The organism is Lampropedia hyalina DSM 16112, assembly GCF_900129055.1.
In the GTDB taxonomy this organism is placed as follows: domain Bacteria; phylum Pseudomonadota; class Gammaproteobacteria; order Burkholderiales; family Burkholderiaceae_C; genus Lampropedia; species Lampropedia hyalina.
In genome coordinates, this window is record NZ_FQUZ01000019.1 from 12,634 (window position 1) to 25,413 (window position 12,780).

Consider the following 12,780-nt stretch of genomic DNA (forward strand, 5'->3'; position numbering starts at 1 on the left):
GAATGAAAATTATTTGTAATTTATTGCAACAAAACTGCCGTTGTGGTGTTGGCAGCCGGGGCCGGATGCGATTGGGCAGGAGTGCGGCGATAATCAGAATTTCAAGCTATTATCGAAGGTAGAATCGTTCTTATTCTAATATCGTGAACGCGTTCTAAGATTGATCGCAGCCAGTCGCCTGAATTTTTGAGTAAACGATGGCGTTCAGAGACTGGCAGTGGCCGCCCATCAGCCCAATTCCTGCAAGAATGCCCCGTGGAAAAACGCCAGCTTGCTTCCTCCGGCCAGTTGGCCCACGCCTACACCAGGCTGCGTGCACCCTTGCTGCGCGTGTTGCAGCGGCTGTTGCCCAGCCCGCACGATGCGGAAGATGCCTTGCACAAGACCTTCGCGCGCTATGCCAATGCCGCCCGGCAGGTGCCTGAGGATGAACAGGCACCGTACCTGCACCGCTGTGCCGTGAACGTGGCGCGGGACTTCTGGAAACTCCCCGAGCAGAAGCTGGAGCATCTTTCCTTGGAAGACAACATCGATTTGCTGGAAGCACTGGCCGCCGAGCAGGAAAGCACCGACCCCGCTGCCTTGCTGGAGCAAACCCAGCGCGAGCGGCTGCTGGAGCAGGCCATGGCCGAACTGCCCGAACGCCAGCGCGATGTGCTGGTGTGGCATCGCATCGATGGACTCTCGCAAAGCGAGATTGCCGAGCGCATGGGAGTATCGCGCCGCACGGTGTACAGCCAGTTGCAGGCCGCGCTGGATTACTGCCAGCAGCGCGTGCGTTACCCCAGTGCCCAGGCCATGCAGCAGGCCATTGGGCAGCAAAACCAGCGGCACAATGCCAAGCAGCCTGCCGATGCAGCGCAGCAGGCAAACCACAAGAGCCAGACGCAAGGCCCGCAACAAGGCCCTATCCGATGACCCATGACCCCAGCCCACCAGAGCTGAACCAGATCGCCACGGATTATTTTCTGCGCCGCCGTGAGCCGGACTGGAGCGAAACCGACGAAGCGCAGTTGAAGCAGTGGCTCAAGGCCAGCCCCCACCACACGGCCATCTACGCCCATGTGGCACGCACCTGGGCGAGCTTGGCGAAGGTGCCACGTCCCGTATTGGCAAGCGATGCCGCTGCACAGGCACAGCCTGATGGCACATCAGCAGGAACATCCATGCCAGAACCTGCCGTGGTTCCGGCGCGTGCGAGCGAATTCGCCTGGACTGCGCCACCAGCCGGTGTGCGGGGCACTCGTCAGGATGAAAGACCGCCAGTGGCCCACGGTTGGCTGGCCCACATCTTCGGCAGACTGGCCCCCGTCATGCTGGTGCTGGCCGTGCTGGGCGGCGCCGCAGGCTGGTACTGGTGGGACACCACGCCCGGCTATCGCCAAACCATTGCCCATACAGCACCGCAACCGTACACACTGGACTTGCCCGATGGCAGCCAGATCGTGGTGAACACCGGCAGCGCAATCGAAGTGCGCTACTACCCGCGCAGACGTGAGGTGGTGCTCTCCAGTGGCGAAGCATTTTTTCAGGTCATGCCCGATGCGCAACGTCCATTCACCGTCGATACCGGCCCCAGCCGCGTGACGGTTGTCGGCACAGCATTCAACGTCCGCGCTGCACCGCCGGCCATGCAGGTCAAGGTGCAGGAAGGCATCGTGCAGGTACAGCCCGACCGCACAGACCCCCGCCGCCAGGCCGTGCTCCTCAGGGCAGGCCAGGGCATCAGCATCCAGGAAGACGGCAGCCAATATGCCGCCATCCCCACCGATGCCGACACCGTGGGCGACTGGCGCAAAGGCCAGCTCATCTTCCGCCAGACACCCTTGCAAACCGTCGTGGAAGAACTGCAACGCTACACCCGCCACCCCATCCGCCTGGCCAGGGATCAACGCCTGATCGCCCTTCCAGTGACCGGCAGTGCCATCACCCACAACCCCGAAACTTTCCTGCAAGCCCTGCCGCAACTCTTGCCGGTGCGGGTGCAACAGCGGAGAGGGGAGTGGGTGATTTCGCGCAGGTGAACGGATGGAGTGGCCGCACAGGTGTGGAAATTTAGGGAAGGTCTGCAAAACTCTTGCGGTAAGCCCGCGCCCGCCAGTGGGATGCAGCGCAAGGCGGATTTTGCGGTCAATAGCGGGGCTATTGACCGCAAAAGCCAACGCGGCGATGCGCCCAGTGGCGGGATGCGGGCGGCGCAACGGGTTTTGCAGACCTTCCTTAGCAGGTGTAATTGAATGTCTGTTTCGCAGCGAGGCTGTGTAAAAACTCAAAAAGTCACGTTTTTGGGAGTAGCACAACCAACTTCCGCTTGGGTGTGAAAACGGCCAGAAAGACTTTATTTGCTGCCTGGATATTGGCCGTGCACACCCTTTACGTTTATTCCACCGTCACGCTTTTGGCCAGGTTGCGGGGTTTGTCCACGTCCGTGCCTTTGCCCAGGGCCGTGTGGTAGGCCAGCAGTTGCAGCGGGATGACGTGCAGGATGGGGCTGAGCGGGCCGCTGTGTTCGGGCATGCGGATGGCGTGCAGGCCCTTGTCGCTGTGGATGTGGGTGTTGGCATCGGCCAGGACGTAGAGCACGCCGCCACGGGCGCGCACTTCCTGCATATTGCTTTTGAGTTTTTCCAGCAGTGCGTCGTTCGGGGCGACCACGACGACGGGCATCTGGCTGGTGACGAGGGCCAGCGGGCCGTGCTTGAGTTCGCCAGCCGGGTAGGCTTCGGCGTGGATGTAGCTGATTTCCTTGAGCTTGAGCGCGCCTTCGAGGGCAATTGGGTAGTGCATGCCGCGCCCCAGGAACAGGGCGTTGTCCATGCGGGCGAAGTCGTCGGCCCAACTGATGATTTGCGGCTCCAGTGCCAGCACGGCCTGCACGGCACTGGGAATGTGGCGCAGGGCTTGCAGGTGTTCATTGATCTGTGCTTCCGACAGAACGCCTTTGGTTTGCGCCAGTGCGAGGGTCAGCAGGAAGAAGGCGGCCAGTTGCGTGGTGAATGCCTTGGTGGAGGCGACGCCGATTTCCACCCCGGCGCGGGTGATGTAGCTGTGGCGGCATTCACGCACCAGGGTGCTGGTGGCGACGTTGCAGATGCTGAGGGTGTGCTGGTGCCCCAGCGACTTGGCATGGCGCAGGGCGGCGAGGGTGTCGGCGGTTTCGCCGGACTGGCTGACGGTGATGACCAGAGCGCGCGGGTTGGGCACGGAGTCGCGATAGCGGTATTCGCTGGCAATTTCCACCTGAACCGGGATTTTGGCCAGGGATTCGATCCAGTATTTGGCCACCAGCGCGCTGTAGTAGCTGGTGCCGCAGGCCAGAATCAGCAGGGAGTCGATGGCCTTGAACGTGGAGTAGGCTCCGTCGCCGAACAGTTCGGGGCTGATCTCCAGTACGTCGGTGAGGGTGTCCGAGAGGGCGCGGGGCTGCTCGAAGATTTCCTTCTGCATGTAGTGCTGGTAAGGCTCCAGTTCGGCGGCTGCGGCGAAGGCCTTGACGGCCTGCACCGGGCGTTGCGCGGCTTCCAGCGGCTGTCCCTGGCTGTCGCTGAGCCAGTATTTGCCGGTCTGCAAGTCCACGAGGTCGCCTTCTTCGAGGTAGATGATCTGGTCGGTGACACCGGCCAGTGCCATGGCATCGCTGGCGAGGAAGTTGCGCTGTCCGGCGGCATCGATGCCCAGCACCAGAGGCGATCCGGCACGCGCGCCCACCAGCCGGTGGGGTTCGTCGCGGTGGATGACGGCCAGCGCGTAGGCTCCGCGCAGTTGCGTTGTGGCCTCGCGCAGGGCCTGGAACAGGTCGCCTTCGTAGAGGCTGTCGATCAGGTGGGCGACCACTTCGGTGTCGGTGGCACTGGCGAATACATAGCCCTTGGCTTCCAGTTGCTGGCGCAGGGTTTCGTAGTTTTCGATGATGCCGTTGTGTACCAGTGCGATGCGGGCGGTCTGCTCGGGGCTGTCGGCACTGTGTGGGCCAGGGCCAAAGCTGAAATGGGGGTGGGCGTTCACCACCGAAGGTTCACCGTGGGTGGCCCATCGGGTGTGGGCAATGCCGATGGATTCGCGCAGTTCTTCGGCCTGGGCCTGGGCTTGCAGTTGTGCCACCCGTGCGGTGCTGCGGGTGCGGTGCAGGCCGGTGTGTGCACCGGGCACGAGGCTGCCGGTATGCACTGCGAGGCCACAGGAGTCATAGCCCCGGTATTCCAGCCGTTGCAGCCCTTGAATCAGTACGGGAACCACATCGTTTTGCCCTACGCCTGCCACAATGCCACACATGTCGAATCATCCTTTGCAAAAAAACTGTGCCGTATGCTACGCATTCGGTAAAAAATTAGTATGCAAATAAAGATCAATTAAGAAATAATATTTCATATCTATTGATGCTTGAAATTAAATTTCATAAAAATGACAAAAATAAAATATTTTGACGAAACAGACAGGGGCTTGCTGGCGGTGTTGCAGCACGATGCCAGTCTGAGCAACCAGCAACTGGCAGCACAACTGGGTATTTCGCCCGCCACCTGTCTGCGGCGCACCCAGCGGTTGCGGGAAGCCGGGGTGATTGAGAAACAGGTGGCGATTCTGAGCCCGTCTGCGCTGTCGGCATGCAGCGGGCAGGCCGAGGCTTTGTCGGTGCTGGCCGAGGTGTCCTTGAGTCAGCAGGTGCAGGAGGTGCTGGATGCATTCGAGACGCGCGCTGTGGCCATGCCGGAGGTGCAGCAGTGCTGGCGGGTCAGCCCTGGCCCGGATTTCGTGCTGGTGTTGCTGGCGCAGGATATGGCGCACTACCAGCGCATCGCCCAGGTGCTGTTCACGCAGGATGCCTGTGTGCGCAATGTGCGGGCATTCTTTGCCACCAAACGCGCCAAGTTCGGCTCCCAGGTGCTGTTGCCTTCGGTGCAGAGCGGGACATAATCGCTGAGGCGTGTCATCATTTAGATTCACCCCCGCGCGGCAGTTTCCGGATTTTCCTTTTCTTTGTACACAGGCCATGAACACTTCCAAGACACCCACTCGCCCCCAGGGAAAATGGCTGCACCGGCTGGCCATTCGTCTGTTCACCGTGGTGCTGGCGGTGCTGGTGTACTGGGTGCTGGGGTTTGTGGTGGACGATATCCGTGCCATCGATGGCCCCGATTACGAAGCGGTGGAGGCGCGGCATCTGGATGCGGGGCTGCTGGCGCGGCAGGATGCACTGGGCGGTGAGCTGGCGGAGTTGCAGGCGCAGATTCGGCACCAGAGCGAGAAGCAGCGCATCGTGCGCGACAGTGCAGCCAGTCTGCAACAGACGATGAACCAGTTGCTGGAATTGCAGCGGTTGAGTCTGGAGAAAGACCAGGGCGTGGCCGAGGCCGGGCAGGACAATATCCGCAACAGCCTGAACCTGTTTCTGGAGCAGCAGAAAAGCTACCAGAACCTGAGCCAGGAGCTGGCGGATTTGCTGGAGCGGCAGCAGGGCCTGCAACAGGAGCAGGCGCGACTGGAGCAGACTTTGCAGCGGCAGCGCGAACCGGCCCAGGCTGAGTATGCGGCCTTGATGCAGACGCACCGCTTCCGGCTGGCCCTGTGGCAGTTGGGGATTCTGCTGCCGGTGCTGGCGGTGGCCGCAGTGTTGCTGGTGCGCCAGCGCGGCAGCCTGTACTTTCCGCTGCTGCTGGCATGGGGTGGGGCCACGCTGCTGAAGGTGGCGATGGTGGCGCACGAGTATTTCCCCAGCCGTTATTTCAAATATTTGCTGATTGGCGGGTTGTTGCTGGCGGTGGCGCGCCTGCTGGTGTACTTCATCCGTGCCGTGGCGTTTCCGCAGGCACGCACCTTGCTGAACCAGTACCGGGAAGCCTACGAGCGGTTTCTCTGCCCGGTGTGTGAATACCCGATTCGCACCGGCCCTCGCCGTTTTCTGTTCTGGAGCCGCCGCACGGTACACAAGGTGGCCGTGCCATGCGACGGCATGCACCATGCGCAGGAGGGCGAGGGGCATTCCTGCCCGGCCTGTGGCACCACGCTGTTCGAGCCGTGCCCGGTCTGCCACAAGAGCCGCCATGCCATGCTGCCGTACTGCGAGCATTGCGGGGCGGAGAAAACAGGTTCTTAGGCGTTTCAGGAGAGCCGCTTCACGCCGTGCAGATGGCAGGCGTACACGGCGTTGCGCAGGGCGGCAATGGCCTCGTAGCGCGTGAAGCTGCGCCGCCAGGCCAGTACCACGCGCCGTGAAGGGGTGGCCGCCAGGCGGTCGTCTTCCTGCAAGGCGAGGTAGCGGATGTGTTCGTGCGCGAGGCGGGCTGCATCGGGCTGGCCGGGCTGCATGTCCTGGGGCACGGCCATCAGTGGCACCAGCGTCACACCCATGCCGGCGGCGACCATGTGCTTGATGGTCTCCAGCGAGGAGCCTTCAAATGAACGCTGGAAGCCGTCAGGCACATGTCCGCCGGGTGGGTGGGCGAATTCCGGGCAGACTTCCAGCACCTGGTCGCGGAAGCAGTGGCCGGCTCCCAGCAGCAGCATGTTTTCGTTCTTGAGTTCCTGGGTGGAGAGGGACTGGCGTTGTGCCAGCGGGCTGTTGCTGGGCACGGCGGCGAGAAAGGGTTCCTCGTACAGCGGGGCAATGGCCAGGTTGGCATCGGGGAAGGGTTCGGCGAGGATGGCGCAGTCCAGCTCGCCCATGCGCAGCATCTCCAGCAGCCGGGTGGTGAAATTCTCGTGCAGGATCAGCGGCATCTGCGGGATGGTTTCGATGACGTTGCGCACCAGTTGAGGCAGCAGGTAGGGGCCGATGGTGTGGATGACACCCAGGCGCAGCGGGCCGTTGAGCGGGTCTTTGCCTCGCCGGGCAATGTCCTTGATGAGGCTGGCCTGATCGAGCACGTTCTGCGCCTGATTGACGATTTCCTGCCCCAGCGGGGTGATGCTGACTTCGCCGGAACTGCGCTCGAAAATCTTGGTTTCCAGCTCGTCCTCCAGCTTGCGGATGGCCACGGACAGGGTGGGTTGCGAGACAAAACAGGCTTCTGCCGCGCGTCCGAAGTGCTTTTCTCGCGCGACGGCGACGATGTATTTCAGTTCCGTCAGTGTCATCTGGCTGCTGGTCGATGGAAAAAACCCGGCTGGCGTGCCGGGAGGGGGATATGTCAGGGAAGCAATGCAGTCTGTTTGTGTGATGGCCCAATGGCTTGGGTGTATCCAGCCACAATCTTGGTATTCTAATATCAATGATGTTATACTGGTGAAACAGTCATGGAATATCCTCATTATAGCAATGTAAAATATAAAATTTTAGGTAAGCTGTTGTTTATTCTAAAAATATCTTGTGCGAATGTATTCGTGACTGGTAAATTCTTAGATGGTGTTGTAATTTTCTAGTGAATCTTAGGGGTTGTATTTTGCTGTACATAATTTCAGATTTTAAAACTGAGATATCCGAATTTATATTTTCGTCATTGAATAGAGATGATGTAAAGTTAATAAATCATCCAAGTAAAACAAAAGGAGTGGTGCAAAAAATAAAAAGATTTGTAGAATGCGGAGTTCCTGTCAAGATGAATATATTTTACTCGGATGAATTGGTGTGTTCGCTTGAGAAAATAAAGCCTGATGATGATGTTTTGTTGTTTTCTATCGGAAATGTAAAAGATTTATTGATTTTGAAGAAATACCTTGAATCCAGGAGGGTTGGTTCTTTTTTGTGGAATCCTGTTATTGAGCATCATGGGGAGAAAATAAAAGCTGCTCGACGTTTGAATGGGTTGATGGATATATCGGATCAAATCTACACATTTGATAATTGCGATGCTGAAAAATTTGGTTTAAATTTTGTTTCTCAGCCATATAGATATGTTGATAATGAGAGTTGTGAGGGGATTTATGACTTTTATTTTGTTGGTTATGATAAAAATAGAATTGCTTGGCTGATGAGGTTTAAAGAGATTGCTGATGATTTGAGTATGCGGTGTTATTTTCATGTGCTTCCTGATAAAGGAAAAAAATATTCGAGTGCTGAAAAATATTTTTTAAAAAATGCTCATTTGTCTTATGCTGAGAATATAAAGATTGCAAGGTCGTCTAAGTGTCTGCTGGAAGTTTTGCAGAAAACACAATCCGGAGCTACCTTGCGCAGCGTGGAAGCATTGTTTTTGGGTAAAAAATTAATAACAAATAGGCCCGGAATAATTAATGAAGAATATTTTCACGAAAGTAGGAATTTATTTGTGTTCAATGTGGATGATCTTGATTCAAATTCTTTGAAAAGCTTTGTGGATGATCCATGTTTAGATGTTGGTGATAATATATTGATGAAGTATGATATTAATGGTTGGGTGGAAAATTTTATCAGCCTTTGTGAAAGACCTATGCCTATCATAAAATAGGGGGTTGTGCATAATCAGTAAGGGTTATTGTTGATTTTTGGTATTATGCCGACAGCCGTCAAAACCCTGAAACTCCGCGTGAAAGACAGGCACGCGTCGCTGCTGTTGCAGATGGCGCGGCAGGTCAATTTCGTCTGGAACTTTGTCAATGCGCTTTCCAGCCGCTCGATTCGGGAGCGTGGCCAATGGCTGTCGGCCTACGATATTCACCCGTACACCAAAGGAGCAGCCAAGGAGCTGGGCTTGCACAGCCAGACGCTGCAATGTGTGGCGCAGGAATATGTCACGCGCCGCCGTCAATGCAAACGCGCCCGCCTGAACTGGCGCAAATCCACTTGCAGCCAGCGCAGCCTGGGCTGGATACCCATCAACACCGGCGCGGCTTCTTGGAAGAACGGGCGGGTCTATCACAACGGCCATTATTTCGGCATGTGGGATTCCTATGGCCTGGGCCAGTACAAATTCAAGACCGCCAGCTTCAACGAGGATGCACGCGGTCGCTGGTATTTCAACGTGGCCGTGGAGATTGAAACCAAACCCACAGAAGCCACGGCATCCGTAGGAATCGACCTTGGCCTGAAAGACTGCGCCACCACCAGCACGGGCCAGAAGCTGCATGGCCGCTGGTATCGGGAACTGGAGCCGCAGCTTGCTGTGGCGCAGCGTGCACGCAAAAAGCAGCGCGTCAGGGCCATTCACGCAAAAATAGCCAACCGCCGAAAAGACGAAATCCACAAATTCACAACGAACCTTGTGAAGAACAACGCCGCCATCTTCGTGGGCGACGTGGCCAGCGCGAAGCTGGTCAAAACCGGGATGGCCAAATCCACGCTGGATGCGGGCTGGTCATCATTGAAAATCGCTTTGGAATACAAGTGCCATCAGGCCGGAGTGGTTTTTGAGGAAGTGAACGAAGCGTATTCAACCCAGACCTGTTCGTGCTGTGGGGCCATTCCCATCAGCAGTCCGAAAGGTATCGCAGGTCTTGGAATGAGGGAATGGACGTGCAGCGAATGCGGGGCGGTACATGACCGCGACGTGAACGCAGCACGCAACATTCTCGCGGCAGGGCATTGCCGTCTCGCTGGAGGAGTTCCCCGTTTTTAGACGGGGAAAGATGTCAAACCACCGCTCCGGCGTTGGGGTCATTGGGGTCGTGCCGGGCTTTGGTGCTCTTGACCAGGTCTTCACGGCTCACGCCCATCCACTGCACGAGTCCACAGCCGACGAAGATGGAGGAGTACACGCCAAAGACGATGCCGATGGTCAGGGCCAGCGAGAAGTAATGCAGGCTGGCTCCGCCGAAGAAGAACATGCACAGCACCATCGCTTCGGTGGAGGCGTGGGTGATGACGGTGCGGCTCATGGTGCTGGTGATGGCGTGATCCAGCACCTGGGGCGTGGTCATCTTGCGGTTCTTGCGGAACATTTCGCGCACGCGGTCGAAGATCACCACGGCTTCGTTCACCGAGTAGCCCAGCACTGCCAGCACCCCGGCGAGCACCGCCAGCGAGAATTCCCACTGGAAGAAGGCGAAGAAGCCCAGGATGATGACCACGTCGTGCAGGTTGGCAATGATGGCGGCCAGCCCGAACTTCCACTCGAAGCGCAGGGCCAGGTAGATGGTGATGCCAATGGCCACGAAGGCGAGGGCCAGCAGGCCGTTGGTCATGAGTTCATCGCCCACCTGTGGGCCGACGAATTCGTTGCGCAGCAGTTGCACGTCGGCATCGTGTGCGCGCAGGGCTTCGAGCACCTGGTGGCTTTGCTGGTCGGAGGTCACGCCTTCCTGCACGGGCAGGCGGATGAGCACGTCACGGGTGGTTCCCAGGTTCTGCACCTGAATGTCCGAGTAGCCCAGCGCGGCTACCGTGCCGCGCACCTGCTCCAGTTGCGCGGGCTGGGTGTACTGCACCTGCATGACCGTGCCGCCGGTGAATTCCACCGACAGGTTCAGGCCGCGCGTGAACAGGAAGAACACCGCCAGTACGAAGAAGATGATGGACACGACGTTGAAGATCAACGCGTGCTTCATGAAAGGAATGTCCTTTTTGATGCGGAAGAATTCCATGTTGCGTTTTCCTTCAGGCTTGGGGTTCGTTGGTGGAGGCTGCATCGGGCTTCCACACCTGACCGATGGAGATGCTCTTGAGGCGTTTGCGCCCGCCATACCAGAAGTTGGTCAGGCCGCGTGCAAAGAACACCGCCGAGAACATGCTGGTGAGTACGCCAATGCAGTGCACCACGGCAAAGCCACGCACCGGGCCGCTGCCGAAGGCCAGCAGCGCGAAGCCGGCAATCAGCGTGGTCACGTTGGAGTCCAGAATGGTGGCCCAGGCACGTTCATACCCGGCATGGATGGCTGCCTGTGGGCTGGCTCCTGCACGCAGTTCCTCGCGGATGCGTTCGTTGATGAGCACGTTGGAGTCGATGGCCACCCCGAAGGCCAGTGCCATCGCGGCAATGCCCGGCAGGGTCAGCGTGGCTTGCAGCATGGAGAGCACGGCCATCAGCAGCAGCACGTTCACCATCAGGGCCAGCGAGGAAATCACCCCGAAGACGCGGTAATAGATACACATGAAAATCATGATGATGGCAGTGCCCCAGATCACGCTATTCATGCCCCGGTCGATGTTTTCCTGCCCCAGGCTGGGGCCGATGGTGTATTCCTCGATGACTTCCATCGGTGCGGCCAGCGCGCCCGAGCGCAGCAGCACGGCCACTTCGGTGGCTTCCGCCGGGGTCATGGAGCCGGAGATCTGCACCCGGCCGCCGGGGATTTCCTCGTTGATGTTCGGGGCCGTCACCACCGTGCCCTGGCCGCGCTCGAACAGGATGATGGCCATGCGCTTGCCGACATTGGCACGTGTGATGTCGCGGAAGATGCGCGCACCGGGGGCATCGAACTCCAGGTTCACCACTGGGATGTTGCGCTGCTGCTCGAAGCCGGGCTGGGCATCGAGCAGGTTCTCGCCGGTCAGCACGACCTGGCGTTGCACGATCACGCGCCGCCCATCGGCATCCTCGAAACTCTCGGAACCGAAGGGCACGGGGCCGCTGCCGGTTTCGGCGGAACGGCCTTCGGTGCTTTCATCGACCATGCGGATTTGCAGCGTGGCGGTGCGGCCGATCATGCGCTTGGCCTGGGCCACGTCCTGCACGCCGGGCAGTTGCACGATGATGCGGTTTGCACCCTGCTGCTGGATGACCGGCTCGGCCACGCCCAGTTCATTGATGCGGTTGTGCAGTGTGCCGATGTTCTGCTTGAGGGCCTGCTCCTGAATGCGCTGGGTGGCTTCGGGGGAGAAGCGCAGGCGCAGCCGATCCGCGCTCTGCGCGTTGGAGTCGAGCGTCAGGTCGGCAAACTGGTCGGAGATCAGGTTGCGCACCGTGGTGGTATCGGCCTCGTTGCGCAGGGCAATCTCGATGACCTGGCCTTCACGGCGGATGCTGGCGGGGCGCACGTCCTTCTCGCGCAATTGCGTGCGCAGGCCATTGAGCAGGGCTTCGGCGCGTTGCGTCATGGCCCCTTCCATGTCCACCTGCAAGGTGAAATGCACGCCACCACGCAGGTCCAGCCCCAGGTACATGGGGCGGCCATTGATGGCTTGCAGCCAGTCGGGGGTGCGCGTGAGCAGGTTCAGGGCGACGGAATAGGAGGGGTGATTTTCGTCGGGAGCCAGCTCGGCGGCGATGGCATCGCGCGCAGCGGTCTGGTCGTCCTGTGCCAGCAACCGCACCCGCAGCGAGCCGTCTTCCTGCTCCACGCTCTTGGCGGAAATGCCTTGCGCTTGCAGAATGTTCTGCACCCGCGCTTGCAGGGCCGGGTTGATGGGGCTGTCCTGGCGCAGCGATGCCACCTGCACTGCGTAGTCGGAGCCAAAGATATTGGGCAGGGTGTAGAGAATGCCCACCAGCAACGCAATCAACATGATTGCGTACTTCCATACCGGGTATCGGTTCATTGTCGTGCTTCGATGTGGGCCAGATGCCGCTGTGGCAGAAGGTCTGGCCCGGTTGGTGGAGACAGGGGTTGGCGGCGCGTGCGCAGCGTCAGGCTCACTGTCCGGGGGCCGTCAGGGTTCCCTTGGGCAGCACCTGACCCACGGCAGAGCGTTGCAGCATCACGACCACGCCGCTGGCCACTTCTACATGTACCCATTGTTCCGACAGGGCCGCGACCTTGCCGACGATGCCCCCGGCGGTGACGACCTCGTCGCCCTTGGCCAGGGCTTCGAGCATGGCGCGGTGTTCCTTCTGGCGTTTCATCTGGGGACGGATCATGATGAAATACAGCACCCCGAACATCAGAATCAGTGGCAGCAGGCTGGTGAGCATGGAGGCACTGCCGGCAGCGGCGGTTTGCGCCTGGGCGTAGGCATTGGAAATAAACAAGGTGAAACTCCTGGAAAAGTGAGGG

General features: G+C 59.0%; 11 protein-coding genes. 6 read left to right on the forward strand and 5 right to left on the reverse strand.

Annotated elements, in window-relative coordinates:
- Positions 1 to 255: 255 nt before the first annotated feature.
- Together BUE21_RS08815 and BUE21_RS08820 are read left to right on the forward strand one after the other, a co-directional pair.
- On the forward strand, positions 256 to 918 hold the full coding sequence (locus BUE21_RS08815) for an RNA polymerase sigma factor (protein ID WP_073356317.1): 663 nt from the start codon (positions 256 to 258) through the stop codon (positions 916 to 918).
- Entirely contained in the window at positions 915 to 2,024 is a 1,110-nt protein-coding gene (locus BUE21_RS08820; RefSeq protein WP_073356318.1) for a FecR family protein, read from the forward strand. The genes BUE21_RS08815 and BUE21_RS08820 overlap by 4 nt, the downstream gene beginning before the upstream one ends.
- 355 nt (positions 2,025 to 2,379) lie before the next feature.
- Here the strand turns inward: BUE21_RS08820 and glmS are convergent, their stop codons facing one another.
- Positions 2,380 to 4,272, reverse strand: a complete 1,893-nt coding sequence (glmS, locus tag BUE21_RS08825; protein ID WP_073356319.1) for a glutamine--fructose-6-phosphate transaminase (isomerizing) — start codon at positions 4,270 to 4,272, stop codon at positions 2,380 to 2,382.
- Between the two features lie 129 nt (positions 4,273 to 4,401).
- Between glmS and BUE21_RS08830 the strand changes: the two genes are divergently transcribed.
- Complete coding sequence (locus BUE21_RS08830) at positions 4,402 to 4,911, forward strand: Lrp/AsnC family transcriptional regulator (protein WP_073356320.1); 510 nt, start codon at positions 4,402 to 4,404, stop codon at positions 4,909 to 4,911.
- A gap of 76 nt (positions 4,912 to 4,987) precedes the next feature.
- Complete coding sequence (locus BUE21_RS08835) at positions 4,988 to 6,091, forward strand: zinc ribbon domain-containing protein (RefSeq protein ID WP_073356321.1); 1,104 nt, start codon at positions 4,988 to 4,990, stop codon at positions 6,089 to 6,091.
- A 5-nt stretch (positions 6,092 to 6,096) separates the two neighbouring features.
- Here the strand turns inward: BUE21_RS08835 and BUE21_RS08840 are convergent, their stop codons facing one another.
- A complete protein-coding gene (locus tag BUE21_RS08840) occupies positions 6,097 to 7,071 on the reverse strand; it encodes a LysR substrate-binding domain-containing protein (RefSeq protein WP_073356322.1) in 975 nt (324 codons plus the stop codon).
- 362 nt (positions 7,072 to 7,433) lie between these two features.
- Between BUE21_RS08840 and BUE21_RS14505 the strand changes: the two genes are divergently transcribed.
- A complete protein-coding gene (locus BUE21_RS14505) occupies positions 7,434 to 8,360 on the forward strand; it encodes a WaaS/CpsH family glycosyltransferase (protein WP_143164474.1) in 927 nt (308 codons plus the stop codon).
- A gap of 45 nt (positions 8,361 to 8,405) precedes the next feature.
- On the forward strand, positions 8,406 to 9,467 hold the full coding sequence (locus tag BUE21_RS08845; RefSeq protein ID WP_073356323.1) for an RNA-guided endonuclease InsQ/TnpB family protein: 1,062 nt from the start codon (positions 8,406 to 8,408) through the stop codon (positions 9,465 to 9,467).
- A gap of 13 nt (positions 9,468 to 9,480) precedes the next feature.
- Here BUE21_RS08845 and secF read toward each other — a convergent pair whose 3' ends face one another.
- The 3 genes from secF to yajC form a co-directional block, all read right to left on the reverse strand.
- Positions 9,481 to 10,431, reverse strand: a complete 951-nt coding sequence (secF, locus tag BUE21_RS08850; protein ID WP_073356324.1) for a protein translocase subunit SecF — start codon at positions 10,429 to 10,431, stop codon at positions 9,481 to 9,483.
- Between the two features lie 13 nt (positions 10,432 to 10,444).
- Positions 10,445 to 12,325, reverse strand: a complete 1,881-nt coding sequence (gene secD / locus BUE21_RS08855) for a protein translocase subunit SecD (RefSeq protein ID WP_073356325.1) — start codon at positions 12,323 to 12,325, stop codon at positions 10,445 to 10,447.
- Between the two features lie 94 nt (positions 12,326 to 12,419).
- Positions 12,420 to 12,755: a preprotein translocase subunit YajC gene (gene yajC / locus BUE21_RS08860; protein WP_073356326.1), complete on the reverse strand. Its 336-nt coding sequence runs from the start codon at positions 12,753 to 12,755 to the stop codon at positions 12,420 to 12,422.
- Positions 12,756 to 12,780: the final 25 nt, after the last annotated feature.